Origin of the sequence: Rhizobium sp. BK098 (assembly GCF_014193155.1) — a bacterium.
Classification (GTDB): Bacteria; Pseudomonadota; Alphaproteobacteria; order Rhizobiales; family Rhizobiaceae; genus Rhizobium.
This window is the reverse complement of the sequence record NZ_JACHYY010000011.1, coordinates 132,856-158,532: the sequence shown is the minus strand read 5'-3', so window position 1 is coordinate 158,532 and position 25,677 is coordinate 132,856. Positions and strand designations below refer to the sequence as shown.

General features: G+C 56.4%; 28 protein-coding genes and 2 pseudogenes. 14 read left to right on the top strand and 16 right to left on the bottom strand.

What is annotated here, in order from left to right; genetic code table 11:
- Positions 1-62: 62 nt before the first annotated feature.
- The 5 genes and pseudogenes from FHT73_RS24650 to FHT73_RS24630 all read right to left on the bottom strand — a co-directional run.
- Positions 63-317: pseudogene (locus FHT73_RS24650) on the bottom strand (IS6 family transposase); the annotation flags it as partial.
- A 63-nt stretch (positions 318-380) separates the two neighbouring features.
- A complete protein-coding gene (locus FHT73_RS24645) occupies positions 381-785 on the bottom strand; it encodes a response regulator (RefSeq protein ID WP_183715494.1) in 405 nt (134 codons plus the stop codon).
- A gap of 14 nt (positions 786-799) precedes the next feature.
- Entirely contained in the window at positions 800-1,909 is a 1,110-nt protein-coding gene (locus FHT73_RS24640) for a PAS domain-containing protein (RefSeq protein WP_348648159.1), read from the bottom strand.
- 420 nt (positions 1,910-2,329) lie between these two features.
- Entirely contained in the window at positions 2,330-2,980 is a 651-nt protein-coding gene (locus FHT73_RS24635) for a ChrR family anti-sigma-E factor (RefSeq protein WP_183715490.1), read from the bottom strand.
- Positions 2,977-3,630, bottom strand: a complete 654-nt coding sequence (locus tag FHT73_RS24630; RefSeq protein WP_183715488.1) for a sigma-70 family RNA polymerase sigma factor — start codon at positions 3,628-3,630, stop codon at positions 2,977-2,979. The genes FHT73_RS24635 and FHT73_RS24630 overlap by 4 nt, the downstream gene beginning before the upstream one ends.
- A gap of 135 nt (positions 3,631-3,765) precedes the next feature.
- Between FHT73_RS24630 and FHT73_RS24625 the strand changes: the two genes are divergently transcribed.
- Positions 3,766-4,266 (top strand): TspO/MBR family protein, encoded by a 501-nt coding sequence (locus tag FHT73_RS24625; RefSeq protein ID WP_348648158.1) that lies wholly within the window; start codon positions 3,766-3,768, stop codon positions 4,264-4,266.
- A 38-nt stretch (positions 4,267-4,304) separates the two neighbouring features.
- On the opposite strand, the gene FHT73_RS24620 is transcribed toward FHT73_RS24625, so the two are convergent.
- The 5 genes from FHT73_RS24620 to FHT73_RS24600 are packed head-to-tail and all read right to left on the bottom strand — an operon-like array spanning position 4,305 to position 8,576.
- Positions 4,305-4,724: a DUF2177 family protein gene (locus tag FHT73_RS24620; protein WP_162708126.1), complete on the bottom strand. Its 420-nt coding sequence runs from the start codon at positions 4,722-4,724 to the stop codon at positions 4,305-4,307.
- Between the two features lie 32 nt (positions 4,725-4,756).
- Entirely contained in the window at positions 4,757-5,128 is a 372-nt protein-coding gene (locus tag FHT73_RS24615; protein ID WP_112611383.1) for a DUF2147 domain-containing protein, read from the bottom strand.
- 28 nt (positions 5,129-5,156) lie between these two features.
- Positions 5,157-6,389: a cyclopropane-fatty-acyl-phospholipid synthase family protein gene (locus tag FHT73_RS24610; RefSeq protein WP_183715486.1), complete on the bottom strand. Its 1,233-nt coding sequence runs from the start codon at positions 6,387-6,389 to the stop codon at positions 5,157-5,159.
- Positions 6,376-7,209 (bottom strand): DUF1365 family protein, encoded by an 834-nt coding sequence (locus tag FHT73_RS24605; protein WP_112611379.1) that lies wholly within the window; start codon positions 7,207-7,209, stop codon positions 6,376-6,378. Before FHT73_RS24605 ends, FHT73_RS24610 begins: the two co-directional genes overlap by 14 nt.
- Positions 7,206-8,576: an NAD(P)/FAD-dependent oxidoreductase gene (locus FHT73_RS24600; protein WP_183715484.1), complete on the bottom strand. Its 1,371-nt coding sequence runs from the start codon at positions 8,574-8,576 to the stop codon at positions 7,206-7,208. The genes FHT73_RS24605 and FHT73_RS24600 overlap by 4 nt, the downstream gene beginning before the upstream one ends.
- Positions 8,577-8,747: 171 nt before the next feature.
- Between FHT73_RS24600 and FHT73_RS24595 the strand changes: the two genes are divergently transcribed.
- From FHT73_RS24595 to FHT73_RS24585, 3 genes are read left to right on the top strand one after another with little or no spacing between them, the layout of a single operon-like run.
- Positions 8,748-9,548, top strand: a complete 801-nt coding sequence (locus FHT73_RS24595) for a DUF1295 domain-containing protein (protein WP_183715482.1) — start codon at positions 8,748-8,750, stop codon at positions 9,546-9,548.
- A 3-nt stretch (positions 9,549-9,551) separates the two neighbouring features.
- The gene (locus FHT73_RS24590; RefSeq protein WP_183715480.1) at positions 9,552-10,580 is read left to right on the top strand and encodes a cyclopropane-fatty-acyl-phospholipid synthase family protein; all 1,029 of its coding nucleotides are present in this window, start codon (positions 9,552-9,554) and stop codon (positions 10,578-10,580) included.
- A complete protein-coding gene (locus FHT73_RS24585; protein ID WP_183715478.1) occupies positions 10,577-11,086 on the top strand; it encodes a hypothetical protein in 510 nt (169 codons plus the stop codon). The genes FHT73_RS24590 and FHT73_RS24585 overlap by 4 nt, the downstream gene beginning before the upstream one ends.
- Before the next feature lie 350 nt (positions 11,087-11,436).
- Here the strand turns inward: FHT73_RS24585 and FHT73_RS24580 are convergent, their stop codons facing one another.
- The gene (locus tag FHT73_RS24580; protein ID WP_162708122.1) at positions 11,437-12,030 is read right to left on the bottom strand and encodes a hypothetical protein; all 594 of its coding nucleotides are present in this window, start codon (positions 12,028-12,030) and stop codon (positions 11,437-11,439) included.
- A gap of 675 nt (positions 12,031-12,705) precedes the next feature.
- Between FHT73_RS24580 and FHT73_RS24575 the strand changes: the two genes are divergently transcribed.
- Positions 12,706-13,452, top strand: coding sequence for a dienelactone hydrolase family protein (locus FHT73_RS24575; protein WP_183715476.1), 747 nt, complete (start codon positions 12,706-12,708; stop codon positions 13,450-13,452).
- A gap of 46 nt (positions 13,453-13,498) precedes the next feature.
- Here FHT73_RS24575 and FHT73_RS29585 read toward each other — a convergent pair whose 3' ends face one another.
- From FHT73_RS29585 to FHT73_RS29575, 3 genes are all read right to left on the bottom strand, one after another.
- Entirely contained in the window at positions 13,499-13,978 is a 480-nt protein-coding gene (locus FHT73_RS29585) for a transposase (RefSeq protein WP_246712210.1), read from the bottom strand.
- A 180-nt stretch (positions 13,979-14,158) separates the two neighbouring features.
- The gene (locus tag FHT73_RS29580; protein WP_246712211.1) at positions 14,159-14,815 is read right to left on the bottom strand and encodes a hypothetical protein; all 657 of its coding nucleotides are present in this window, start codon (positions 14,813-14,815) and stop codon (positions 14,159-14,161) included.
- Positions 14,812-15,186, bottom strand: coding sequence for a cell division protein ZapB (locus FHT73_RS29575; protein ID WP_246712212.1), 375 nt, complete (start codon positions 15,184-15,186; stop codon positions 14,812-14,814). The genes FHT73_RS29580 and FHT73_RS29575 overlap by 4 nt, the downstream gene beginning before the upstream one ends.
- 672 nt (positions 15,187-15,858) lie before the next feature.
- Here FHT73_RS29575 and FHT73_RS24565 point away from each other — a divergent pair.
- The 3 genes from FHT73_RS24565 (at position 15,859) to FHT73_RS24555 (ending at position 18,251) form a co-directional block, all read left to right on the top strand.
- Positions 15,859-16,470, top strand: a complete 612-nt coding sequence (locus FHT73_RS24565; RefSeq protein ID WP_112611362.1) for a chloramphenicol phosphotransferase — start codon at positions 15,859-15,861, stop codon at positions 16,468-16,470.
- Between the two features lie 129 nt (positions 16,471-16,599).
- Positions 16,600-17,055: a hypothetical protein gene (locus FHT73_RS24560; protein WP_112611360.1), complete on the top strand. Its 456-nt coding sequence runs from the start codon at positions 16,600-16,602 to the stop codon at positions 17,053-17,055.
- A gap of 377 nt (positions 17,056-17,432) precedes the next feature.
- The gene (locus FHT73_RS24555; protein ID WP_246712213.1) at positions 17,433-18,251 is read left to right on the top strand and encodes a transposase; all 819 of its coding nucleotides are present in this window, start codon (positions 17,433-17,435) and stop codon (positions 18,249-18,251) included.
- A 7-nt stretch (positions 18,252-18,258) separates the two neighbouring features.
- On the opposite strand, the gene FHT73_RS24550 is transcribed toward FHT73_RS24555, so the two are convergent.
- Positions 18,259-18,651, bottom strand: coding sequence for a hypothetical protein (locus FHT73_RS24550; protein WP_183715474.1), 393 nt, complete (start codon positions 18,649-18,651; stop codon positions 18,259-18,261).
- A gap of 380 nt (positions 18,652-19,031) precedes the next feature.
- On the opposite strand from FHT73_RS24550, the gene FHT73_RS24545 reads away from it, so the two are divergent.
- The 3 genes and pseudogenes from FHT73_RS24545 to FHT73_RS24535 all read left to right on the top strand — a co-directional run bounded on the left by FHT73_RS24545 (position 19,032) and on the right by FHT73_RS24535 (position 20,847).
- Positions 19,032-19,274 (top strand): type II toxin-antitoxin system prevent-host-death family antitoxin, encoded by a 243-nt coding sequence (locus FHT73_RS24545; RefSeq protein ID WP_183715472.1) that lies wholly within the window; start codon positions 19,032-19,034, stop codon positions 19,272-19,274.
- Positions 19,274-19,693 (top strand): type II toxin-antitoxin system VapC family toxin, encoded by a 420-nt coding sequence (locus FHT73_RS24540; protein ID WP_183715470.1) that lies wholly within the window; start codon positions 19,274-19,276, stop codon positions 19,691-19,693. The genes FHT73_RS24545 and FHT73_RS24540 overlap by 1 nt, the downstream gene beginning before the upstream one ends.
- Positions 19,683-20,847: pseudogene (locus tag FHT73_RS24535) on the top strand (site-specific integrase). The gene FHT73_RS24540 and the pseudogene FHT73_RS24535 overlap by 11 nt, the downstream one beginning before the upstream one ends.
- Positions 20,848-20,884: 37 nt before the next feature.
- Here the strand turns inward: FHT73_RS24535 and FHT73_RS24530 are convergent.
- The gene (locus FHT73_RS24530) at positions 20,885-22,090 is read right to left on the bottom strand and encodes a GGDEF domain-containing protein (RefSeq protein ID WP_183715468.1); all 1,206 of its coding nucleotides are present in this window, start codon (positions 22,088-22,090) and stop codon (positions 20,885-20,887) included.
- A gap of 286 nt (positions 22,091-22,376) precedes the next feature.
- On the opposite strand from FHT73_RS24530, the gene FHT73_RS24525 reads away from it, so the two are divergent.
- The 3 genes from FHT73_RS24525 (at position 22,377) to repB (ending at position 25,677) form a co-directional block, all read left to right on the top strand.
- A complete protein-coding gene (locus FHT73_RS24525) occupies positions 22,377-23,117 on the top strand; it encodes an alpha/beta hydrolase (protein WP_183715466.1) in 741 nt (246 codons plus the stop codon).
- Between the two features lie 347 nt (positions 23,118-23,464).
- Entirely contained in the window at positions 23,465-24,679 is a 1,215-nt protein-coding gene (gene repA / locus FHT73_RS24520; RefSeq protein WP_183715464.1) for a plasmid partitioning protein RepA, read from the top strand.
- The gene (repB, locus tag FHT73_RS24515; RefSeq protein WP_183715462.1) at positions 24,676-25,677 is read left to right on the top strand and encodes a plasmid partitioning protein RepB; all 1,002 of its coding nucleotides are present in this window, start codon (positions 24,676-24,678) and stop codon (positions 25,675-25,677) included. Before repA ends, repB begins: the two co-directional genes overlap by 4 nt.

The window sequence follows — 25,677 nt, the reverse complement described above, 5'->3', positions numbered from 1 at the left end:
GAGGGACCATACCCTCATCTTCCGTGCAGCTCGGCTCCCACACTGCTGTGGGTGCCTCGCGGCACACTCTCGTCGAGGTGCCACTTGGCGGCAAGGTTGCCGCGCCATCGCCTCCGTAGTTGATAAGCGAATTTGAGGCCAAACTTCGCCGCCCATTCCGCGACGGTCTGAAGCGAGACGTTAATTCCGCGCTCGGAAAGCAGGTCCTCGACGTCGCGCAGGCTCAGCAGAAACCGATAATAGAGCCAGACTGCATGGGCGATAATTTCGGCTGGAAAGCGATGGCGGCGGTAATGGTTAAGCGGCTCTTCGGTCATGCTGGTCGGATATCATTTCGCTCAGCACAATCCGTTAAGGCGATGCCACCCTGTGAGGTGATATCACCAATCTACAGCCAGAACGAGACTTGCCGGCGCCAGCCGGTCCTTGTCTCCGGAAACAATCGCCGATATATATTCAAGGGCGTTCGCAATTCCGTTCATTGTGTAGGGCTTCTCAATAGCGCCAATCGCACCAGCGAAGTCCGGCGGCAGCTTTTTGATATTGCCGCTAACGAAGACGTACGGGATACTCCTTTCAGCCAGCGCTCGCCCAAGATCGATTCCCTTCGGACCGTCCTGCAACTGGATGTCAACAAATGCAAATTCCGGTGGAGACGTTTCCAAAATTTCCAGTGCTTGAGCGCTACTTGCCGCCTGTCCGACAACCGTATGACCGGCGGCCTCGATCTCCCATTGGAGTTCCATCGCAAGCAACATTTCGTCTTCAACGATCATGACTTTCAAAGCAGTATTTCCTTCTAGCTTTCAACCCGTAAAATGAGGTCCACTGCTGTGTGCCGCCCTTCGCACTTTCGCTCTATTGTAGCGCCTACCTGAAGCGCCGACCTCTCCAGAAGCACGCGACTCAATTCTGCGCTGACCTCATCCGGGGTAACCGGTTCCGATATATCCTCCACCCTGAGGAGGAGGCGTCCGTTGGAGTGTTTGACGACAACATGAATGTCGCCTCCGCTGTCCCTGATCCCACGTCTGAGGGCATCGCCGACCAACTCGTTCACGATAAGTGCAAGCGGCGACGCCTTCGCCGCTGGAACATAAGCCGGCGAAATATCGAGCGTCAGTCGTATATCATCCCGTTTGATAGCTCCGAGGAGGTCCAAAACGAGCTCATACGCGAAATCACCCAGGTCAAAGCGAGTGACGTCGTTGGTTGTAAAAAGCTTACGCTGGACGGTGCTTATTGCTTCGATTCGGTTGAGCACGGACATCAGGGCATTTCGCTGGCCATGGTCCTTCGTCAACCTTAATTGCATCTTGACGATCGAAGCCATGGTCAGAAGATTGTTTCTGACACGATGATCAACTTCGTGAATCAGCAGTGTCTTGGCCGCCAGCGCTGCGTGCAGATCGTTCGTACGATCCTTGACTGCTTCCTCGGCCTGGTGACGAGCGGACGCTAGGTCCGCCTCCCTGCTTCTAATGTTCGTAAAGTCGAGTTGTGAAGCGAAGAAATAGATAATTCTACCTTGCTGGTCCCATACCGGGCTGATGAACAATGCATTCCAGAACGCGCTGCCATCCTTCCTATAGTTCAAAATGTCGACCGAGACACCGCGTCCGTTGGCAAGTGCATCGCGGACGACAGCAACGGTCTCTCGATTGGTCTCCGCACCCTGCAGAATTCGACAATTGCGCCCGATCAATTCTTCGTTCGAATAACCGGTTAGACGTTCAAAGGCGCCGTTGCAAAATATAATCGGGTTGTCGTGCTGGTTTGGGTCGGTAATAATCATCGGCATGCGCGTTGCCTTGAACGCCGCAGCGAACGGATCTTCGCTTGAGTGAGCTGCTACAAGCCGTTCGCCGGCTCGCCTTGCCTCTTCCTGATCCTGATCTCGGTCCATAATACTCGATCCCGTGCCTAGAGGAGCGAAATTGGGGATATCCGATTAATTTCAACGGCAGGCAATCTTTCGGTTCATGGAACCAAGACACCGCATCTAGGGACATGCCATATCGTCAACCGACGAATGCCAAAATGAAACCTTTGCTCCTTGTCCTAAATCGCATCTAAGTCCGATCGACGACTTTCCTCTAAACTGTCCGCACTACTCTTTCCGACCAGAGATTTTCTATTGCATCCCGCATCCGACACTTACAAAAATTCGCTCTAGCCACGAGCGATGCTTTGGCCGCGAACCAATTTGTGACTTTGATCTTCTGTTAGCACACATGACGGTCTCCGTTGAACTCCAGAACGAAATGATCGGCAAGAAGTATTGTTCCCGGGGCTATTTGTCTCCACCAGCACTGGCGCTCAAACGCAATCAGATGCCTACGATAGGCGCGAGCAATCTGCCAAGAAATCCCTTGAAGCGCACATGTCCTTCGATAGCCGCCAGGGATATGCACTCGCCGTCGCTACCGATCACAGGACTATGATCCGTCTCATCGTCACCCTCTACGAAGTCACCTGCCTCGTAACGACTCTCGCCATCCGAGAACGATCCTTTTAGGACCTGCGTCACCTCCAGGTCCGTATGCCCATGCGCCGGCATGCGCTTGTTCGCTTTAACCTTCAGCAAAATGACGTTTGCTTCTGGCGCATGGGGCACGCCGACGCGGCTAAGCCGAACGCCTGGACCCACGGCACGCCAAGGTCCTACTTTGCAGCCAGCTAGCGGGCCTGGGAGAATAATGCCATCAATGGAAACCGGTGAGTGCTGCGGCGCGGTGCGACCCGCCCTGTGATCCAAGTCCAAACGCGCAAGCGTTTGTTCAAGAGCCTCGGGAGAAAGCGCCTGGGGGTCCGTCCGGACCAGCATCTCACCCCCAATGGCCTCGAAGATCGCCACGCGCCTTTGACAGAAAGGGCAACCACTCAAATGGGCGGCAACGACGAGCGCAGGACCGGCCGGCAACGTGCCTGCAGCAAAACGCAGGAGTGTCTGATCGCTGGGATGATGCTTGTTCGTCATAATGTTTCTTCCAGCATATCCCTAAGTTTTCCAAGCGCACGCCTGATACGAGACTTCACAGTGCCGAGCGGCAAATCCAATTCCCTGGCAATTTCAGAGTGAGGACGATCACGGAAAAAGGACAATCTGATGATCTCTTCCTGTTCGGAACTCAGCGCCTGAAGCGCAGCGCGAACCTTTTCTTCATCCGCTCTGATAAACAAAATCTCTTCAGGCGTCGGTTCAGCAGCCTGCATTACCTCAGTTTCGTCACCACACGGCTGATTTGACGACCTTGATTTCCGCTGAAAATCAATCCGCAAGTTGCGGGCTATCGTGAAAATCCATGTCATCGCACTGGCGCGCGCCGGATCGAAATAAGTTGCCTTGCGCCAGACCACAAGCATCGCCTCCTGGGCGATTTCTTCGGCAATTTCAGCCGTCGAGCCCGAGCGCATCATGAACGCCTTGATCCTGGGCGCTGCAAAATTGAAGAGCTCGGCAAAGGCCTGACGATCCTGACGGGTTGCTATCGTAAGAACAAGTTGATTGACCGCTTCGCGCGACAATGGATCGTGCTCGTGCAAAGTCGTCACCGCTCGTCTCCTTTCGAAGGAGATGATGCTGTTCTGTTTGCCACGGCTATCGATAGGCGGTGCTGAAACATTCATGCGCTTTCTACGATGGGCAATGCCGCTTGGATCCCATGATCCGATCCAGAAAAATCCACGTATCAGATTTGAAGAGCAGGAACAAAGGCTTCGGTTTGGCAAACGCCGTGCAGGAAGCGGGCCAGAAGAGAGATTATGATGCCGCGAAAAACAGTGGACCAACAAAAGCCTTTGGTGAAGGCCGGCCTCGCGGCGATCCCGGTTATCTTAACCCTTCTTCTCGGACAGTGGGCGACCCTGCCGAACATTGAGGGCTGGTACGCAGGCCTTGCCAAGCCCGCATTCAATCCACCGAATTGGATCTTTGGGCCGGTCTGGACCTTCCTTTATGCATCTATGTCGTTTGCGGTCTGGCGCATATGGATACTTCCAGGAGACCAACCGCAAAAGTCGGCGGCGCTCATTTGCTTTTATCTGCAACTGGCGTTCAATGCCGCATGGTCGTGGGCCTTCTTTGCGCTCCATAGCCCGCTGCTTGGCGTTATCAACATCGTTCCGCAATGGATTTTAATCCTGCTCACAATCTTCAAGTTTCGCCTTCTCGACCGGACCGCTAGTTACAGTCTTGTACCTCTCGCTGTTTGGGTTGCTTTCGCGATAGCGCTCAATTTCGAAATTTGGCGGTTAAATCTTTGAATGTGCAGGCTATCGCGAATAGCACTCACCCCTGATCCTCAGCCATGTGTAACAGTTCCGAGGAGACGCGCCGTTATCCATTGCCCGCAACCGGCGGCAAAGCCTGAGAGGACCGTACCCCAAAAAAGATCGGCTAAGGTCAGAACAGTCGACCAGTTCTTGAGTGTCGCCTGATTGGTCAGATCATAGGTGGCATAAGCCGTAAAGCCGAGCATCGCCCCGCACACTATCGCAGTCTGGATCGACTCCCCGATCAGACCGGGGCGAACAGCGAGAACCGTAAGTCCAAACGCATAAATCAGGTAGAAGGCGATGGCAGGCGCGAGCCGGAAGTCAGCTGTCAGTATCTCTGCCATTACAGGTCGGTAAAGACGGTCGGTCATGCTGCTCAGCCAGATAAAATCGATGGCGATGAACACAACCAGTGTGACGATATAGGCAACGACGTAGGTTTTCACCACATTCTCCATAGCGGCCTTCCTTCGGTCGATCAGCGGATGCGTGTCCAATCGACACCCCGGCAAATCAGGCCGGCGATAACACAGCCCCTCGTGGACATCCGATCACCATCCACTTTCACTGTGATCCGGTAGCTCAAATCACGTTGAGGATCGAAAGCCTCACCGGAATAGACGCCATCGTCACTGGGTTTGATCGTCATCACCAGCTTGTCGCCAGCCTTTTCGCTTGGCGTTCCCGGCTTGATCCACGTATTGGTTGCGCAGACGTCCGATCCGCAGGGTGCAACTCTCACTTTGGCATTGCCATCTGCCCGAGCCCATAGGCCCTCGATTTCGGCCGCTTGCGCATTAGTTGCAGATGCTGCGGCCAGATAAACAATCGCTCCAATCATCGCTCTCATGCCTGGATCTCCTTTTAACCGCCGACCTTCATGCGTGCTCAAGTGTATAAAGTCCGACGTCGATGCTCCCCTCCTCAAAGCCGGCTTCGCAATAACACAGGTAGTAGTGCCAAAGGCAACGGAATCGCTCGTCAAAGCCTAGGGCCGCAATGGTCGGCCAGCGCGCATGAAAACGGGTGCGCCACTCGAGAAGTGTTCGTGCGTAGGATTTGCCGAAATGTTCTCTTGCTGCCAGCCGGAAGCCCGCTTTTGCAACTGCCGTCTCCAAAGCGGAACCAGAGGGCAGAAAGCCGCCGGGAAAGACATGCTTCTGGATAAAATCGGAGCCGCGCCGATAGGCATCAAAGCGCTTTTCTTCAATCGAGATCACCTGCAGCACAGCCTTTCCACCTGGTCGCAAACAACGTTTCAACGTCGAGAAATATTCCGGCCAATAGGCCTCGCCTACTGCTTCGAACATCTCTATAGAAACGATGCGATCGAACTGGCCATCGAGATCACGGTAGTCCTGCAGGCGCAGGTCCACCTGCTCTATCACGTCAGCACTGGCGGCTGCCTGTCTTGCCCAGGCGAGCTGTGAAGGTGACAAGGTGATACCCGTCACCTTGGCGTTGGCACGCGCTGCCAAGAATACGGAAAGAGCACCCCAGCCACAGCCGATTTCCAAAACACTCTGGTTGTGATCGAGCGCAAGCTTTTTCAGAACTTGCTCTAGCTTCTTTTGCTGGGCGGCTTCGAGGGTGTGCGTACAATCATCATAAATTCCCGAGGAATATAGCATCGTCGGGTCGAGCCACTGTCTGTAGAATTCGTTGCCGAGATCGTAATGTGCCTCGATGTTGCGACGGCTGCCATGCTTCGTATTGGCATTGAAGAGATGCTTTGCACGATTGAACAGCCGCATTATCGCGCTGCCTTGGATAGCGGGTGCTAACGCTTGCGTATTTCTTGCCGCGAAGCGGATGACCGCCGTTAGATCGGGAGTCGTCCAGTCCTCATCGAGGTAACTCTCCGCAAAGCCGATATCTCCCGCAACGATCAGGCGAGGTAACATACGCCAACGCCGCATGTTGACGATCGCCTCGGGACCCGGTTCGGCACCGGATTTTTCGACCACCAGTCCTGAAGGCAGCGTGATCCTCAGATGGCCATAGCGCACGTTGCGCAATAGCCTCATGAGGAGGTGCCCGACGAGGCCGAGTCCCCCTATGCTATCGGACGCACGCATCGACGCGCTGGAGAAATCGTCAAAATGGCTCATGAATTTCAACCTTGGAATTGGGTATTTTCACTTCAGTGGGAGATGAGCAACCGAATGAAACAGAGCTTTCCGGAGGATGGGGACGTACCCGCAATCCAATACCTTTCAGCCAGATCTTCATCGCTTCCCAATGAATGCCTCCGACGACACGAAGCGTCAGAAAAGGGATCGCGAAAAACGCCTTAAGCAATGCGCGATCCGTAAGCTCGCTACGACGCGCCACATGCCTCGCGGTCAATACCGGCCCATCGCGATCGAAAGTCTCGATTCGGATCGAAAGAACGTCGGCGGGCGGCGACACGCGAAACTGATACCGCAGATCCATGTCCATAAAAGGCGAGACATAGAAAGCCTTGTCGCACTGCTGGATAATTTCCGGCGCATCGTTCGCCTCGACCGGGATCATATAGCCGTGACGCTCACCGAACGTGTTGTCCACTTCCCAGAGGATGGCTTTGAGCGACACATCCTTCGAATAACAGAAGAACACGCTCAGCGGATTGAAAGCCCAACCGAACAGTCGCGGCATTGTCAGCAGCCGTATTGGACCGCCATCCGGGTCGATACCGGCGCTTCGCATGTTCCTCTCGACCTGTTTCCTCAGATCGGATCCTGACCGGTCGCCTCGATCCTTGCGATAGAAGGAGAAAAGGTTGAAACGATCGATGGAGAGAAGGCGGAACCGCCGATCGATCTGGTCAAGCTCATCGAGATCGAGCAGCAGAGAATAGATCCGATAGCTAAGCTTGTGCTGCTTAGGCCTTACACGAGCATGTGTGACCAGGCCGGAAAAAAGCGCAGATTGAAGTTCCGCACTCATGCGGTAACCTCCACGCCCGGCAGCGGCTTGACAGGCTGGCTAATCGGCTGACGGACGATACGACCACTTTCCTGCGAGACCTGCCAAGGCCGCCGCAAGCCACCGAGATCCTCGGCGACCGCAAGGCCCGCCTGGATGCCATCCTCGTGGAAGCCAGAACCGAAATGCGCGCCACAAAACCAGGTATTGCGTATGCCTTGATGCGACCAGATTTCCTTCTGTGCACGATCGGTCAATAGGTCGAAAACCGGATGTTCGTATATCTCACGGCAGATGATGGTTTCCTCCTTTGGCGCTCTGCGCGGATTGAGGGTGACAAAGGTCGGCGGCGCTGAACCCAGCGGCTGCAGCTTATTCATCCAATAGGTGATGGAGGGTTGGCTCGGTCCGTCGCGCGTATCCGCTGTATAGTTCCAGCTCGACCAGGCAGCGCGCCGTTTCGGCATGAGCGAGACATCGCTATGCAGGACAGCTTCGTTACGCGAATAGCGGAAAGCACCCAGAATACGTCTTTCCTCGGTGCTTGCATCCACAAGCATTCGAAGCGCCTGATCAGCATGGGTGGCGATCACCACATCGTCGAAGAGGTGATGGCCGCCAGTAGCCGCCTCAAGCTCTACGCCTTGTGATCCGCGTCTTATCGACTTTACTGGCGTCGACAACCGGATACGGTCGAAAAAGCTGTTGGTCATGCGGGCAACATATTCGCGGCTGCCGCCCCTTACAGTGCGCCAAATCGGCCGACCCCATAGATTGAGCAAGCCGTGATTGTTACAGAAGCGGACAAAACTTGCCGCTGGATAAGCGCCGATCTCCATCGCAGGGGTAGACCAGATCGCCGCGGCCATCGGGTAGAGATGGTCGTCGCGAAAGGCGCGACCATAGCCGTTGCATGAGAGATAATCATCGAGGGAGATGCCGTCCATGTCGGGCAAGTCCCGCGGGGCATCGCGATAGAAGCGCACCAGATCGCGCATCATTGACCAGAAACGCGGGCGGACAATGTTTGATTTCTGTGCGAAAAGACCGAGACCCGTACCGCCGGAATATTCATAGGCGCCGTCGTTGATCGAAACGGCAAAGGACATATTGGAGGCAGCCGTGGGCACGTCGAGCGTGCGGAACAACGCCGTCAAATTAGGATATGTGAGCTCGTTGTAGACAATGAAGCCTGTATCAACGGAAACAGCGCCTGCGGCGCTTTCGAATGTCACCGTATTACTATGGCCGCCGAGCCGATCGCTTGCTTCGAAGACAGTCACGTCATGGCGATTTGAGAGAAGCCAAGCTGCCGACAGTCCCGAAATGCCACTTCCTATTATCGCAATGTTCAGACGGCGGCCGCCGTTTCGATCGTAGTTACCCATAAAACCCCTCGGCTCCCGCAATAAGCTTTTGGCTTTCAAGACAGATACGGAGGGCGGCGGCGGCTGGTTTCGCACAAAGAGAGAATTTTTTCGAGTAGCACGAAACCGGTTCAACCGACCGTCCGTAAATAGTTCACAGCGACACAAGAGCGCATCAATGCGAGCGAACGGATGGATTGGTTTCTTCTAGCTATCGTGGCTGTCGGCATATCTCTGGCGATGGCCGCCGCCTGGATCGTGCAGCGCAAAACCGGTATGAGCGGGTGGATCGACACCATTTGGTCCGCGGCTGTGGGCTTGGGCGGCATCCTCACCGCCGGCTGTGCAGAAGGCTCATTCTCGCGCCGGATGACGCTGATAATGATCGTGGCAGCCTGGGCGCTGCGGCTCGCCTGGCATATTGGAGTTCGCACCAAAGGCGGCGGAGAAGATCCACGCTATGCCGAAATGACGAAGGACTGGGGCGCCAGTGCCAGCTCGCGGCTCTTTATCTTTCTGCAGGTTCAGGCTCTTGCGGCTTTCATCCTTGTATTCGCGATCTATCTCGCGGCGATCAATGACAAGGCCTATCCGGCGGTAACGGATTTCGTTGCCGTGTTGCTTTCCGCCACAGCCCTCGCTGGAGAGGCGCTTTCAGATGCGCAGCTTTCCCGATTTCGCAGAAGGCCAGAAGCCAAGACTGAGGTCTGCGAGACGGGGTTGTGGCGTTATTCCCGCCATCCGAACTATTTTTTCGAATGGCTGTTCTGGTGCTGCCTGCCGCTATTCGCCGTCACAAGCTCGCCAACGAGCTTGTTATCGCTGCTCGCACCGGCGTTGATGTATTGGCTGCTGGTGCATGTATCCGGAATTCCCCCGTTGGAAGAGCATATGCTGCGCTCGCGCGGCGATAAATTTCGCGCACTGCGGAAGCGTGTGAACGCCTTCTTTCCAGGCCCTCGCAAAACCGAATTCGTTTCCAAAGGAGAATAGTCGATGAATATGCTGGCATTTGCGATCAACGCCGCAGAGCGCGCACCGCTTACGGACAGCATGACGCTGGCTGGGATAGATTTTCTCTGTGCACGCACCAAACACCGTCTGTCGCTGATCTCGCAAGATGCGGAAAATACGTTCGTCGAGGCAATGGGCGGCTTTCCGGTAGCGATGCACACCGATGAGGCCAACCGACAGCATTATGAAGTCCCGGCGGAATTCTTCAGCTTAACCCTGGGACCTCAACGAAAATACTCTTGCTGCCTTTATCCGGCCCCCCATACGACGCTGGCGGAAGCCGAGACTTATGCACTTGCCGAAACTGTGGAGCATGCCGAAATCGAGGATGGAAACAGTATCCTGGAACTTGGTTGCGGCTGGGGTTCGCTGTCCCTTTATCTTGCAAAGCAATTTCCCAATTCGCGGATTACGTCGGTTTCGAACTCCACCTCACAGCGCGAATACATTCTCGCCATGGCGCAGAAGCACGATCTCGGCAATCTTACCGTCATCACGGCAGACATGAACGACTTTGCGACCGATGGACGCTTTGATCGCGTGATCTCGGTCGAGATGTTCGAGCATATGTCCAACTGGCGCACCTTGCTAGAGCGTGTCCGCGAATGGCTCAATCCGCACGGCAAGCTTTTCCTCCATGTCTTCACCCACAAGGACCGCTCCTATCGCTTCAACCACCAGGATCCGGCCGACTGGATTGCCCGTCATTTCTTTACCGGCGGCATTATGCCGGCACATGATCTGCCGTATCGCTTTGCCGATCTGCTTTCAGTCGAAAAGGAATGGCGCTGGTCGGGCATGCATTACCGCCGGACGGCACTCGACTGGCTCGCCAATTTCGACCGTGAGATCGACCGCATCCAGCCGATCTTCGCCAAGGTCTATGGGAGGGACAGCACACTCTGGCAGCGCCGTTGGCGGCTCTTTTTCCTCGCCACCGCTGGCCTCTTCGGCCACGACAACGGTCATGTCTGGGGCGTAGGTCACTATTTGCTGAGGCCAGCGGGATGAGGCGGCCGGCGCTCGATGCAAGGACCGGAGCAACGATTACCATTGCCTGGGTCATCTTAGCCAACAAGCCGTTCTACCCAATGTATGTTTGGTGGCTGGTTGGCGATGGCGTTGAAACATCAGCCATAACGCTCGTCGCCATTCCCTTTTTTCTGGCGGTACCTTTGATCGCTAGAAAATCGCCGTTTAGTGCCCGGCTGGCGCTGCCGCTGATCGGCACGATCGATACCGTATTCGAATCCATCGTTTTCGGAAGAGCGTCCGCCACACTTCTATTCCTTGCACCCTACATGGCGCTGACACTAGTCTCGTTCCAACCCGATGAGAAATGGTGGCAGCGGGGCCTTGTTTGCTGCATCTTTGTCTGCTTTGCGATATGCTGGTGGAGGCTCAAGGACCCCGTCTTTCCATGGACCGGTGGCCAGATCGCAATGCTGATGAACATCAATGTCTTTGCAGTGGCCAGTCTGATGACCTTTATTGGCGCGCGCTATGCCGGCACATAGCCCGAAAACACGTCCTTCTAAACGAGCCGAGCTCAGGCGTAGCGTTGTAGAACTCTTCAACAATCGCTATATTCGGCGCTTTTGATGGGGTCCGAACCCACGACCCGCACCATTCGGAACCTAACTCGTTGATTTTGCGTGAAGGGGGCAACGGCGACTATATAATTTCGTGGCTAAAATCAAGCTGGTCATTGGCTACGATTGACGGCCGCCGCAAACGGCGAAATCAATCCGCTTTCATATAGCCCAGACCTTCAAAGCCCAACATTATCGAATTGTTCGAACTCAGTGAAACTGTGCCCGAGAATTGATGGGATAGTTGCCCAGCTTTTGCGAAGCCTGCAGTCCCTTCACTTCAGCTCTATCAAATCAGTGAAAACCGCCCGCCTTTGCAATTCCGCCAACGCACCGGGTTGATTGGCTGGGGATGGGTATTCATATTCCGTCACCCGAATGCGTCGATCGAACTCGCCTTGCGGCAGCGGGAGTATGAGCTGCGCGCCCAAAGTCCCGCTCGTGGCTTGTGGAACCGCCCGCCAGCCTGGAATCGCAGAATCCGCTTGCATTACCGTCGGCCCGCTCCAGTCGCCTGTCCCCTTGGGCCTTTGTTCTAAAGCGATTTCAACGACATTGCGCGATGGGCCGGCCTGACTTATGCCTTCGAGCGTTACGGAAATGTTCTGCGCATCGACCTGTGTCCAGCTTAGCGTTCGGCTTGGCATCAATGGCACGAAGCTTGTCTGCACGATTTTTGAAATCGCGCGCCCCTCCAAGCTCTCTGGCTGGTATCGGGCAACGCACAATTGTACGAGAGGAGCGTAAGAGAGGGCTGCCAATTGCGCGATGGCAATATCCGAATACCAGCATCCGCGCACTGCGTCGTACGAGACCTGGTGCGGAACGGCGATCACCGGACCCGACACACCGGGCGGCACGACCGTCACCCCGTCGGCTGTCCCTGAAGAAAGCTGGTCGCCGCGAAGCCAACGTTGTGTCGTGCCACTCTGCCAAAGCGGATCGCGCCCGACCTGGCTCACGCTATTGGCAAGATCAGGCCCCGGAGCGCCGTCCGCGCAGACGATCACCGCCTACCGCAAGGTTCTCGTAACCCTCGGTGCGGCCAGCACGAAGCTCGGACAGGACGACGCCCTCGTGTTGCCCCCAAAGCGAAGGTGCCAGCCCCGAGGAACGCAAGCGTTATGTCGACGCCCGTCCGTTGCCGGAGATGGTGAAGACCTACAAAGGACTCGCCTCTTCTTTGATGTCAGCGGCCATGTCACCCCCGGGGCCGTTAGGTCTTGTGACCGCCAAAGCTTAAGGTCCGCTTCTCTCCAACGTCGACCGCAGCTGTCTCAACAGAATAACCGATCCAACTGACGCTTCGCGTCCTCCTTCCCGGCCGTTGCAGAAAGCTGACAAAGGCGGAACTGCAAATCGATGTCGCCTTGCCTTTTAATCAGTCTTTCGAAAACGGTACCGGGGGCAAAAAGGGTGGCAAAGCGCTGGGGGCCATTGAGCCGGCTCCGAAAGGTTGTATCTTTGCCATGTCGCAAGTCAGGTGCGAAACTCTCGTCTCTGGCGGGACATTCGCATTCGAGAGCAGACAAGACGGAGTATGCATGCGGATCACCATTATTGTCTTTGGCATGTTGCTTTTCGCAGCAGCGGCAAATGCCCAATCGTCCCGGCAGGAGTTCACAGTTCCCACACCGAGCGGTGGAGTTTTGGTGGAAAGTTTCGGAAACTGCGCGAGCAAAAAATGTCCGGCAGTTCTGATCTTAAGCGGTAGCAAGGGTTTTGGCGCTTCGGCGTATGGCGAGCTTGGGCAGGCCTTCGAGGCAGCTGGTTTGAACGCATATCTCGTTCATGTCGTTTCGGCGGCTGACCTAAACGCCATCGTCAAGATGGACGGTGCATCCGCGCGGATAGCCTATTATGCGCGTCGATGGTCACAATGGACATCGGCCGTTCAAAGCGTAGCTGCGTATATTCGCGCTCAGTCACCTGGTCAGGTCAAGGTTGGTATTCTCGGAATTTCGCTTGGTGCGCAGATCGCCGCGGCTGCGTCGGCAGGGCGATCCGATATTGACGGGCTGGTGCTTGTCGACGGCGGTTTCCCAAATGGCTATTCGAAGCCTGTTCGTTCATTGCCGCCGTTGTTATTGATTTGGGGCAGCGCCGATCGGACTTTCCCGCTGGCAATCGGCCGGGATTTGCAACAGACGGCGCAAAGGCTCGGGAAGCCTGTCGGCCTCGACGTTTTTGAAGACGGCACGCACGATTTTTTCTTAAGATCCGGAACCCCCAACGCTGGCGCTGCTCATCGGAAAACGGTCGCGTTTCTAGCATCATATTTGTTACGATGATTCCGATTTGCGGGAACCGTTTCTCATTGTTTGCGGCGAATGGAGATTAGCAGGTTGCTGAGTTGACGAGATCGGCCAGCGGCGGGATCTTTGATCCGCCCGCGTCCAGCCCGAGGCGATCGCCAAGATAAATATAGAATGAGATACCAAGCTTCTGGCAGGTCTTCAGTAGGCCGAGTATGACGTCGCGAGCGATACGACCGTCAAGGCTCATGGTGCCGCCGGAGATCTTTCGCTTGGTCACGAAGGTCCTCAGATCGTTCTCCGAGGCATTGGTATGCAGCGGAATAGCGGGATGTTCGAGGACCTTGAGAAGCTCCCGGCGGCGCCGATACAAGCGCACCAGTAGCCTGTCGAGTGCGTCATATCCGGTGCGCAGGGTGAAGATGCGATCGAACCTGCGCCGGAATGCGTGGACTGCCTGCGGTGACGGTTGCTGCTTCCAGATCTTCAGCGCCTTGTAAAATCGCCAGACGAGGTAGCGGATCAACTCGACACATCGCACCTCTCGTCGCTTTGCCGGCATCAGCTTTTGCAACAGGCGCTCGCAATGAATCCAGCACAAAGCGTGATTGCCGACGCGGAACTGGCCAGCGTCGTCAGAGACAATGACCGTGTTGCCGAGTAGGCCGTGATGGCGGATCGTGCCCCAACTGCCGGCTTCGACAAGCGGGCGTATCAGTTGCCGGTCAAAGATATCAATACCTCAGCCAGTCAAGTACTCCAGGAAGGCAACCTGATCGGCAAAGATGGTGGTGGACCGGGTGACGAGCTTCTCGACGATAGCCTGCTCGACAGCACCCTGTGTTCGCAGCCAGTTCATCGCCTCCTCATTCAGGATATAGTCCTGATGACCTGCCTCCAGGATCGACAGGAAGTTGAGCCGCGATTTGGAAAAACCGGTGCGGAAGATGGAGAACCGCTCACCGCCGATCTGGGTGGTGTAGGCGTTGCGCCGGATATGGCGAGCGCCGGTGTCGTCGACGGTGATGAAGGGTGCCGAAACCAGCCCGGCATGCAGAACGGCGCTGTCTTCGGTTATAAACGGATCGAGACGCGTGGTCGGCAGCCGCAAGACCTGCCGCTTAGAGATCTCAATGCCGATGCTGTTGAGCATCTCGCTCAGCCTGGGCGTCGTGACCTGTCCTTGTGCATGGAGCGCCAGACAGATCCGACGCAAATTGCGACCAAAGCCGCAGGCGACTCCGTCTGGCAAGGGAGCCGTTATCAGTTTGCCCTGAGGCGTCCGCCAGCGTTCGCGCCTATAATGGACAAGTTCCGCGGCAAGTATCAGATCACGTACGAAGAAGCTTTTGTACCCTTTGAAGCGCGAGCCTTCGGGTATGTCGGCCTTCAGCGTCACGGTGCGGGTGATCCGGTTCTTGTCCCGCTTAGGGCCGCGGGCGGCTTGCCGGCTGTTCGATCATCCTCGGGATTAACCTTGCCCGGATCTGTTGCCTTGTCCATACCCGATGGTCGAAACGGCGGACGCTGCGGCAGTTTCTTCAGCCGTGCGATCTCGTCACGCAGTTGCTGGTTCTCGACCTTCAAGCGGACATTCTCCAGCCGGAGTTCGGCATTGTCTTGCCGCAAGGCTTCGTTCTCGGATCGCAGCGCTGCGACATCGGCCTTCAACGTGTGGAGCTCTTCGACAAGGCCGCCGACGAGCCGGCGCGTCGCCACCAGCGACAGCGTCTCAACATGCTCATCGGGCGGCAGCGACTTCTTGCCCATAGCGAGAAGGAATCATGATTTGCTCGCAGGCGGAATCGGCCACGATAGTCGTCGGATTCAAGGCCGATGGTTATGCACAGATAACTGCGCGCCCGTCGTTGCCAGCGCGGAAACTCCATCGGCGCCACCCCTTTTGCTCCGCGTACCCCGATCCCTCGATCATGTAAGGGGAGCAGATTTTCTGGCGATGCAGAACCGCCCGCCATGCAGAAGCGGGTTCTAATTGCGATGGACGGTGCAAGCTGTTTATCTAAGATGAGGAATTGCAAGTGGCTGGACAGCAAAAGGCTGCATTTGAGATGGCCCCCTATCTGCTATTATTTTTCATCTTCGTCACATGCGGCCTCGTCAATATGACACGCCCTCGAAACTCCATTCGACCAGCAAGTGAACGAGACACTGAAAACGCCTACAACGCGGCTTTCAAAGTTGAATCCAAGGAGACGGCAGAGCGACGAAAGCTCATAAGCCTACTTCTGGTGATCGCATTGCTAATCGACATGCTCCTCATCGTATGGATAGTTCGCTTTGCCTAATCAGCAGGTTTGCTAAGCGCGAAAAGCCCCGTGGATGCGGGGGGGGTAGCTCCGTCCCAAGAAATGCCGAGGCCATTGCCGCATGGGAGAAATCCCCTATTGTCTGTTTGCCGACCATGGAGAAGCTAGCCCCGTTATGCGTGTTTTCGTTTTACTGATGGGTTTTCCTGGCGTCGGAAAGCTGACAATTGCAAATGAGTTGAGCACCCTCATTTCCGCAAAAGTCATTGATAACCATTGGTTCAATAATCCCATATTCCGCCTGCTAGATGACGACGGGACTACGCCCCTTCCAAAAGGGATATCGGAATACACCGGGAGAATCCGACAAGCCGTCCTAGACGCAATTGTTGCCTACAGCCCTCCTTCAGCGAATTTCATCTTCACGCAGGCTCTCACCGAAGATGACGAACGTAGCGTTCGCACGTTTCAACAGATCGCCAATGCCTCGCAACAATGCGAGGCTCTGATGGTGCCTGTCAGACTGCTTTGCGATGAGGAAGAACTTGTTCGCCGTGTCTCCACGCCTGCTCGTCGGGATCGGCTGAAGACGATTGATACACGAGCATCCAGAGAGAGAAGCAGCAAAGCTCGTGTCCTGAAGCCTTCGCATCCGTTTATCCTGGATTTGGACATCACGTCCAAAAGCGTGGAAGCTAGTGCAATAGCGATCCGGCAGCATATAAACTGGGTGAGCGCCGGCGAATCCGGTTTGCCCCCGACGGCAGATGCGGCCCGCTTGCAATAGGTCCGGTCTGTCTTTGTGGAAATATTCCCGCCGAGCAACTCCAGAGAAGCGTGCACAACGGTATTCTCCAGGGGCGAATTCTCGTTCTGGGGATTCCGCCACAAGGGCAAATCATGATTCAGTCCGGGGATGGCAAAGAGACGGCTCCCCGCACCTGAACATGCCGACACCCTATCGCTGAAGGCACTACGCAGTCTGGTGACTGGCCTTTTGGAGCGGGCTGAACAGGCCGAGGCTCGTCTCGAAAAGCTTGAGGCCGAAAACGCGGGGCTGTGGCTGGAAAATTCCCAGCTGAAGGTGGAGAACCAGCAATTGCGTGATGAGATCGCGCGGCTGAAGAACCTGCCGCCGCGGCCGCCGTTTCGGCCGTCCGGCATGGATAAGGCGACCGATATCAAATCTGGCGACAAACAGGCGGCCAAGAAGAAGCCGCGCGGCCCAAAGCTGGATGTGAAACGGGTCAGCTGGGAAGAGTTCTTGCGTGCCAGTGTTCCAGTCGGCTCGCGGTTCAAAGGCTATAAGAGTTGCTTCGTGCGGGAACTGATGCTGTCGGCCGAGCTTGTTCATTACCGACGCGAATGCTGACTGACCCCGGGCGGCAAGACGGTGCTGGCACCGCTGCCCGCGGGGATCACGGGTGGCTATGGGCCGAACCTCAGGCGGTTTTGCCTGATGCTGCACGCGCAAGGGCAAGTGACGACTGGGCGACTGATGACGTTGCTGAATGATATCGGCGTCGAGATCTCCAAGCGTCAGGTCGTGCGCCTTCTGACGAGGGAGCTGGATGGGTTTGTTGCCGAGGATGCGGCGGTGTTGCATGCCGGCCTGGTGTCGTCCTCTATGTCACGGTCGACGACACCGGCGCCCGCCATGCGCATGCCAACTTTTATACGACCCAGATCGGCGGCGAGCATTTTACCGTCTTCCGCACCACGAAATCGAAATCGCGGCTGAACTTCCTGTTGCTGTTGCGCGGCAACTACCAGGACTATGTCCTCAACGACGCGGCGTTCGGCTATCTGGAAGACCGTCGTGCCGATCCGGCACTTGGCTCCGAACTGCGCGGTGTCGAGCCCCGGCTCTTTAGTAACCAGGTGCCGTATATGGAATATCTGGCGCGCAGGGGTGTCGACATTTTTGACCGCCAGGGGATTGGTGTCCTGGCCGAAGCAGGCCTCTGGGGGTGTATTCGCCATCATGGGCTGGTGGGCGACGTGGTCATCGTCTCCGACGATGCCGGTCAGTTCCGCGTCGGCAATCATGCTCTGTGCTGGATCCATGCGGAACGGTTGTTACAGAAGCTGATGCCGGCAAAGGCGAAAGAGGTTCGATCGGTCGCGCTGGTTCGCGATCTCGTCTGGCGATTTTATAAGGCGCTGAAGGCCTGGAAACAAAAGCCGTCACCGCAGGCCATCCCGGCTTTCCGACGACGGTTTGACCGGATCTTTACCATGCGCACCGGCTATAACGCGCTCGACACATTACTGGTGCGTCTTCACCGGCGCAAAGACGAATTGCTGAAGGTGCTCGAGCGGCCGGAAATCCCGCTTCATACCAATGCGTCGGAGAATAATCTGCGAACCTTCGTCACCAAGCGCAAAATCTCCGGCGGCACTATGAGCAGAGACGGCCGGACTGCCCGCGACACCATGCTCGGGCTGATGAAGACCTGCAAGAAACTCGGGCTCTACTTCTGGCACTACCTCGGCGATCGGCTGGGAGTTGGCGATGGCAATCAGTCTATCCCGCCCCTGCCCGGCGCCATCCTCGCGCGTGGCTGAACCCGGATCAGCCCGATGAGGTCAGCTTGCCGGCGCCCGGCACATTGGCCCGGATCCATGCAGCATAATCGTCCTCGTTCAAAGTCAGGAACGGCATCTCCCGCTCGACCTGCGCTCGTATGTCGTCCTGCGTGATCCGGATCAGATGCGGCGAAATATTCCACTGCGTGTGGTCGTCGACTTGAATGCTCAACGTCTTGCGATTGCGACGGACGACAATGCCGCTGACCAGCGTATTGTCCGGCCCTTCGAACATCACGCGACCGCCGATCTTGATTTGCCGCAGCGCTCGCGCCGTCTTCTCCAGATCCAACACCTGCAGCCGCCCGACGATGCGGTCGTCCAGCGAGATCAGCGCCGCTTCATCTAAGCTGTCGATATCGATCTCATCCACTTCCACTGTGCCCCTCCCGTCGCTGATCGCGTCTTATGCTCCACAGCCAATTATGGTAGAAGAGCAACAACGGCACAATTGCCCGCCAAACCGGCAGTGCCAGAAAATCAGCCCCTTTTACCCCACGGCCATGGCAGCTTCTTGCTTTGTTAACCATATGAATTAACGCTGTTGTTTCGCAATAGTGAATCGAAATCGGTGTTTGTTTCCGTTGCTCAGATGGTGCTGTTCTGCGGTGATCACTAGCGATAGGTATCAAGTATCGATAGTGATGTGGTTAGGCCTTGACCAACTTACGGAAACGGCCATATGATCGCGCAGAATGTCGAAAAACGGTGCAAATCGCCATCTGCTCGACGAGAGAGACGCACCCTGGAGCATCCATCATGACCGTTACCGTCAAGGTCGCCGAGGCCAAAACCCATCTGTCCGAGCTGCTGGCGAAAGTCGAATCCGGCGAAGAGGTGATTATCGCGCGAGGCAACACGCCCGTCGCCCGTCTCTCTCGCATCCGCCGCGACAACGACGTCGATGCGTTGATCGCCGAAATCAAGGCCCAGCGCGCCGGCCGTCCCGTCACCACGCAGGACGAAATTCGCGAATGGCGCGATGAAGGCCGACGGTACTGATGTCCTTCGTTCTCGATGCCTCCATCGCCGCCGCCTGGTTTCTGCCCGACGAGCAGCACGATGCCGCCGACCGGCTGATGTCGGAGATGCGGTCGACGATCGGTCTCGTGCCGGCGCTGTTCTGGTTCGAGACGCGCAATCTATTCCTGATGGCCGAACGGCGTGGCCGGCTTCGCCCGGGCGAACCACTTCTGCTGATGACCCAGCTGCGCGGATTGCCGCTCGAGGACGCCGGATCGGGCGGAGATGGGCTGGTGCTGGACCTGGCGGCCCGTTACACGCTGACCGCATACGACGCGAGTTATGTCGCGCTTGCCAGAACGCACGGATTACCTCTGGCCACCGGCGACCGAAAGATGGCCGCCGCCGCCCGCGGTGAGGGGATCCCCGTTGTGGGGCCACTCGAACATGAGCACTGAACTGCGGCTTTCAGGCCATAAAATTCTAAAGCGTGCCGAGGAACTCGACGCGCTCGATGCGATCCTGCCATTCGACCGGCGCGATCAGCTCGCTGAGCTTCTGACCGACGACGATGTCGCCACGCTGAAACATCTCGCCAGCGAGGGCATGGGCGACAATACGATGCGGGCGCTGGCGTCCGACCTTGGCTATCTTGAGGCCTGGTGTTCCGTGGCGACTGGCGCCCCCCTCCCCTGGCCTGCGCCCGAAAGCCTGCTGTTGAAATTCGTCGCGCACCATCTGTGGAATCCGGCCGAGCGCGAGAACAATCCCGATCACGGCATGCCCGAAGATGTGGCGATCGTACTTCGCGCCAAGGGGCTGCTTAGAAGTATCGGCCCGCATGCGCCGGCCACCGTTCGCCGACGGTTGACCAGCTGGTCGATCCTGACCCGTTGGCGTGGCCTGACCGGATCGTTTTCGGCGCCGTCGCTGAAGAGCGCCCTGCGTCTGGCGGTTCGCGCCAGCAATCGGCCGCGGCAAAGGAAAAGCAAGAAGGCGGTGACCGGCGATATCCTTGCCAAGCTGCTGACCGCTTGTGCCGGCGATCGGCTGGTCGATCTGCGCGACCGGACGCTTCTGCTGATGGCCTTCGCATCCGGCGGCCGTCGGCGTTCCGAAGTGGCGGGACTACGCGTCGAGGACCTAGTGGACGTGGAACCGGTTCGCGCCAATCCCGCCGACGAGCACTCCCCTCTCCTGCCCTGCCTGACGATCCATCTCGGTCGCACCAAAACCACGTCGGCTGATGACGACGAACACGTCGTGCTGATCGGCCGACCGGTAACTGCGCTCAAGGAGTGGCTTGAACAAGCGAAAATTGAAGCAGGGCCGGTTTTCCGTCGTATCGACCAATGGGGCAATCTGGATCGGCGGGCGATGACGCCCCAATCCGTCAACCTCATCCTCAAAACCCGCATCAAACAAGCAGGCCTCGACCCCGCGCAGTTTTCTGCGCATGGACTTCGCTCCGGTTATCTGACCGAAGCGCATCCGGGGCATTCCATTACTTGAAGCGATGCTGCAATCGATGCATAAATCACTCGCCCAGGCTTCGGGGTACTATAATAACAGCGAGCGTAAAATGGGACGCGCCGCTCGCCTCGTCGTCTGATCAAATTGGCCGTAGACCGTCGGCGCGGAGCTCCATTTCAAGCGCGGTGGGCCTGAAGGCCGAACGCAGGATCTGACGTATCGTTCGCGAGCGACGAGATGAGCCGTGTGTCGGATACGGTGCGGTTGCGCCCCCCTCGCTTTGCATCGTAGAGCAGCCCATCGATCCTCTTGTAAAATGATGTCCAGGTCTCACCAGGGGCCAGTACTCCTGCACCGAAACTTGCTGTCACGGATCCCAGATCCGGGCCTGTGAACTTGCATGACTGGATTGCCAACCTCAATCGCTCAGCGCATTCCTGCGCCTCCCTAGCGGAGGTGTCTGGCAGGAACACCGCAAACTCTTCGCCTCCCATCCGCCCGAGGATATCGCCTGATCGAAGGGAAAGCTCTAACTGCCGTGCAACCGCCTTCAGCACAATGTCCCCAACATCATGACCGAACGTATCATTGATACTCTTGAACTTGTCGATATCGCACAGCAGCAAAGCGTGCCCGCCTTTGCGCAGGCGAGCCGCAATCCGTTCCTCGAAGCCACGGCGGTTGAAAACACCTGTCAGGTGGTCAACGTCGCGCTGATGCCGCAGATCGTCGATTACATCGGTGACCGCAGCGGCGAGAATGGCCATCGCGAGACTTGCGCCTAACACACCAAGCGAGAGCTGCAGAGCCTGCCAGAAGATCGAGTTTGCGAATGCCGCCCTGTCTGACGGAGCTGACAATCCTATCGTAAGCAAGGTCCGAGGAAAAAACTGGATAGAGAAAACCAGCAAGATCCAGAATAAGACCCTGTCGACAACACGGCCCCGCATTAGTCCCGACAGACGTAACGCGGTGACCAGAAGGACAAAGCCGTACCCGAAACTTTGAATATAAACCCGCGCAAGCAGGTTTCTGTCGACATAGAAGAAATAGGCCAACAAAGCCGTGAACCCACAGACGATCATGACATCCGCGTATAGTCCAAACGTCTTACCCGACCGCAACAGAAGGCCCTCAGCGGCGGTGATAACGGCCGCCGTATAAATTGCCCCCGAGACAACCGCGTTCGGCCCCGCGCCGGATGGCAAGCTGAATATCTGGGATCCAGCAGCCAAGGCGAAGAAGACACAGGCACCCGCCAAAACCAGAAGGTAGTGACGCTTACGATCGATCAGCCAGGTACAGACAAAAGAGATTCCGAAAATCAACAGAATGCCGGGGATGACCAACTGGAGCGTGGTCCTGACAATCGCAGCATCCATCCTGTCCAACCTGAGATCTGTGGAGTTAGTCCTTGCCGTGCTCAGCTGCCGATTGGGTCATACGAAAAAAGGTTTGTTAAACCGAAAAGGAAATAGCTCAAGTTGAGCGAACTAAAGCCATAGTGACCGATTTACTGGCATGGCAACGCCGTCCCTTATTGCGGAGATCTGGTTACAGGCCAAATAAGAAATCTACGGTGCATGATGGAACACGAAAAAAAAGATTGAAACGTCCCACGGTCAGATCGCTGTCTACGACTCACCTGGCCGCCGACTTCCCGTTATCATGATTCACGCCAACTCCCTCTGTAAGGAAACATTCCATTTTCAGATCGAGGCCGTTGCCAACAAACACCGGATCGTCGCCGTCGACCTGCCTGGCCATGGTCAATCTTCCGATGCGACCGATCCACTGCATACCTACAACTTCAATGGATATGCCGACGCTATCTGCGAAGTCACTGACGCACTCGACCTCGACCGTTTCGCCCTGCTCGGCCACTCGCTCGGCGGCCATGTCGCCCTGGAACTCATGAGGCTCCTACCCGAAAAGATTGTCGGGGCGATGATCTTTGGTACACCACCAATCCCACCGGGCTCAGAAGGTGCTGCGCTCGGCTTCGTTCCCAATCCGGAATTCGCTTACACTGGAAAAGAGACGCTGACCGAGCAGGAAATCCACATGGTCGTCGCCCTCGCTCTCGGACCTGACGCTGTCCACGATGCGTTCTGGAAAATAGCTGTCAGACGAACCGACGGACGGTCGCGTCGGATGATGATCGATGCAGCTCTGGCCGGAAAACACCCCGATCAACGCACCCTTGTCGCAACTTCGCCTGTTCCACTGGCTATCGTCAACGGCGCCGACGACCCTGTGATCAATCTCGATTACATCGACAGCCTGACCTTCAGGAACCTCTGGAACAGCGGCGCTGCCCGCCTGGAAAATGCCGGGCATGGTCTCCACTGGCAAAAGCACAAGGAGTTCAATGCCCTGCTAAACAGCTTCCTTGCCGACGTTGCGTGAGACAGAGACAGCCGGCAAAGCGGTAAAACACCCGAAATTCGCACGACGAGTTCTCGATCACCGAGCCGCTTTCACAGCGTCCTTCTGCGAAGCATCGTCCAGGGCATAAGAGCCTCGTTTGAAGACAGGCTTTACAGCTGTAAAGTTCGGCACCGCGAAAAGGGGAGGGCGCTACTTTACAACTGTAAAGTCCTCTCCGCGATATGACATCAGTATCGCGAGCCTTCGATTGCGCACCTATCCCGTTAACTTTTGATTAACTAAAAAAGGCTTGTGGAATCGGACGACCTCTGCCAATCATGACGGAAATTGCCCCATAAAGTGAATTAAACCGTCAAGAGGATCGGATGCATCAAATCGCATCTAAGAGCGTCACAGATACCGCATCAAAAATCGGCGTATACACGTCGAAACTTTCTGCGGAGCTCCGAGATATGCGGGAGGCGGTCTATCCGCCCGAGGCGCGGAAGACATTTTCAAAAACCTTCTCAACCGTCGATCTTGTTCGTCTCCTCGGCGTACCTGAGAGCACCTTGCGCCAGCTCACTATCGAGGGAAAGGGGCCTGTCCCTGACAGGGCTGAGAACAACCGTCGAACTTACACCGTAGAACAGGTCCGAGAACTCCGCTCCTTCCTGGCAACTCTACGTCCGGACGAGGCGGGGCATCTCCTGCCTTACCGCCGAAAGGGCGAGAAACTCCAGATCCTCGCCACCGCAAATTTCAAAGGCGGAAGCTCCAAAACAACCACCTCCATCCATCTTGCCCACTTTCTGGGCCTCCAAGGCTATCGTGTCCTTTGCGTTGATCTCGATCCACAGGCATCGATGACGGCCCTTTTCGGTATCCAACCCGAATTCGACCTAGGCGATAACGAAACCGCCTTTGCTGCTATTCGCTACGACAACGAGCGGCGGTCCTTCCTTGACGTCATCCGGCCCACCTATTTCCCAGGCGTCGATCTCGTTCCTGGCAATCTCGAGCTCATGGACTTTGAGTTTGACACCCCCAACTACCTGACATCGAAAACACGTGACGAACTCGGTCTTTTCTTTGAGCGCATCAATACTGCGATAGCCACTGTAGACGACCGTTATGATTTCGTCATCCTCGATACGCCACCTTCCCTAGGCTACTCGACGCTCGCTGCCCTGTACGCAGCAACCTCGCTCATCATCACCGTGCACCCGGCGATGCTCGATGTCGCCTCCTGCAATCAGTTTTTGCTGATGATTTCGGATCTAGCCGAGGTTCTGGAGCAGTTCGGCGCGAGATTCGAGCATGACTTTTTCCGCTTTCTACTCACCCGCGTAAATCCGAACGATGGTCCGCAGAAATACATGGGCGGCGTGATGCGCCGGCTATTTGGGGATGACGTTCTCGTTGCGGAAGCAGTCGAGTCTACTGCAATCGCCGGAGCGGCCGTCGCTAAAAAATCTCTCTACGAGCTGGAGACCGGCGAAGTCGGAAGAGAAGCCCTTAAGCGGGCACTCGAAAGCGCCGACAGGGTCAATTTTGAAATCCTTGCACTTGCCCATAAAGTCTGGGGTCGCAGCACATGAAAAAGAGCATCCTTCAACGTATGGCCGAGGAGGCGGTCAATCGCACCGAGTCGGTCGAAGCCGATACCTCCGAGAAATTGATCCCTGCAAGACGGCACTCGTCGCCTGTCATCGCCAATGTGGGTAAATCGCTGACTCAACTGGGTGAAGACAGCATTCTCTCGCTCGATCCATCCAGGATTGATCGGTCGCCCTATCAAGATCGCTTCAGCAACGACCATGATGCCAATGTCGAACTTGAAGCCTTAAAGATCTCCATTGCGGCAGAGGGGCAGAAAATACCTGTCCTTGTCCGGCCGCACCCGACCAAACCTGACCACTATCAGCTCGCCTACGGTCACCGCCGTCTGGCCGCGATAAAATCGTTGATGGCAGAGGCCGAACGTCCGGAGACGGTCAAGATAAAGGCGCATGTGCGCAATCTTACGGACCGCCAACTGATCGAAGAACAGGCTGTTGAAAACGGCGTACGTGAAAACCTGACCTGGATCGAACAAGCCATGTGGGCTGTTCAGCTCAAGGAAGCCGGTTTGTCTCACCGCGCAATTTGCCCGGTTTTGGCGCTCTCAGAAGCAGCCGTGTCGCATCTGTTCCGTGTAACATCCGTCATTCCCGCTGATATCATCTTTGCCATCGGTCGCGCCAAATCCGTCGGCCGTCCGAAGTGGACCGCTTTCGCTGAGCGTCTAAAGGACGATAGCAAGATAGCCGCAGTTCGCGAGATCTTGGACACTGCCGATTTTCAATCGAAGGATGGAGCGGGCCGTATCGCGATGGCAATGGACACCGCCAATGGCATCATTCCTACGAAGCCGGACGAGTCGCGCGATGTGATCAACTTTACGCTCGGCGAACGGCTGTTCGGGCGCATGAAAAGTTCGTCGACAGGTACCACGGTCACCATCCCGAAAAAGCAAGATGCGTTCGCTCGCTGGTTGGCGGAACGGATGCCTGAGCTCGTACGGGAGTACGATCATCAATTGGGCCGCATAAAATGA

What these genes read in the sequence shown, in the direction of transcription:
- FHT73_RS24635 (WP_183715490.1), bottom strand. Translation starts at nt 2,980, where the DNA reads ATGACGAACAAGCATCATCCCAGCGATCAGACACTCCTGCGTTTTGCT.
- FHT73_RS24630 (WP_183715488.1), bottom strand. Translation starts at nt 3,630, where the DNA reads ATGAATGTTTCAGCACCGCCTATCGATAGCCGTGGCAAACAGAACAGC.
- FHT73_RS24625 (WP_348648158.1), top strand. Translation starts at nt 3,766, where the DNA reads ATGATGCCGCGAAAAACAGTGGACCAACAAAAGCCTTTGGTGAAGGCC.
- FHT73_RS24615 (WP_112611383.1), bottom strand. Translation starts at nt 5,128, where the DNA reads ATGAGAGCGATGATTGGAGCGATTGTTTATCTGGCCGCAGCATCTGCA.
- FHT73_RS24610 (WP_183715486.1), bottom strand. Translation starts at nt 6,389, where the DNA reads ATGAGCCATTTTGACGATTTCTCCAGCGCGTCGATGCGTGCGTCCGAT.
- FHT73_RS24605 (WP_112611379.1), bottom strand. Translation starts at nt 7,209, where the DNA reads ATGAGTGCGGAACTTCAATCTGCGCTTTTTTCCGGCCTGGTCACACAT.
- FHT73_RS24600 (WP_183715484.1), bottom strand. Translation starts at nt 8,576, where the DNA reads ATGGGTAACTACGATCGAAACGGCGGCCGCCGTCTGAACATTGCGATA.
- FHT73_RS24595 (WP_183715482.1), top strand. Translation starts at nt 8,748, where the DNA reads ATGGATTGGTTTCTTCTAGCTATCGTGGCTGTCGGCATATCTCTGGCG.
- FHT73_RS24590 (WP_183715480.1), top strand. Translation starts at nt 9,552, where the DNA reads ATGAATATGCTGGCATTTGCGATCAACGCCGCAGAGCGCGCACCGCTT.
- FHT73_RS24585 (WP_183715478.1), top strand. Translation starts at nt 10,577, where the DNA reads ATGAGGCGGCCGGCGCTCGATGCAAGGACCGGAGCAACGATTACCATT.
- FHT73_RS24575 (WP_183715476.1), top strand. Translation starts at nt 12,706, where the DNA reads ATGCGGATCACCATTATTGTCTTTGGCATGTTGCTTTTCGCAGCAGCG.
- FHT73_RS29585 (WP_246712210.1), bottom strand. Translation starts at nt 13,978, where the DNA reads ATGCCGGCAAAGCGACGAGAGGTGCGATGTGTCGAGTTGATCCGCTAC.
- FHT73_RS29575 (WP_246712212.1), bottom strand. Translation starts at nt 15,186, where the DNA reads ATGGGCAAGAAGTCGCTGCCGCCCGATGAGCATGTTGAGACGCTGTCG.
- FHT73_RS24565 (WP_112611362.1), top strand. Translation starts at nt 15,859, where the DNA reads ATGCGTGTTTTCGTTTTACTGATGGGTTTTCCTGGCGTCGGAAAGCTG.
- FHT73_RS24560 (WP_112611360.1), top strand. Translation starts at nt 16,600, where the DNA reads ATGGCAAAGAGACGGCTCCCCGCACCTGAACATGCCGACACCCTATCG.
- FHT73_RS24545 (WP_183715472.1), top strand. Translation starts at nt 19,032, where the DNA reads ATGACCGTTACCGTCAAGGTCGCCGAGGCCAAAACCCATCTGTCCGAG.
- FHT73_RS24540 (WP_183715470.1), top strand. Translation starts at nt 19,274, where the DNA reads ATGTCCTTCGTTCTCGATGCCTCCATCGCCGCCGCCTGGTTTCTGCCC.
- FHT73_RS24530 (WP_183715468.1), bottom strand. Translation starts at nt 22,090, where the DNA reads ATGGATGCTGCGATTGTCAGGACCACGCTCCAGTTGGTCATCCCCGGC.
- FHT73_RS24525 (WP_183715466.1), top strand. Translation starts at nt 22,377, where the DNA reads ATGATTCACGCCAACTCCCTCTGTAAGGAAACATTCCATTTTCAGATC.
- repA (WP_183715464.1), top strand. Translation starts at nt 23,465, where the DNA reads ATGCATCAAATCGCATCTAAGAGCGTCACAGATACCGCATCAAAAATC.
- repB (WP_183715462.1), top strand. Translation starts at nt 24,676, where the DNA reads ATGAAAAAGAGCATCCTTCAACGTATGGCCGAGGAGGCGGTCAATCGC.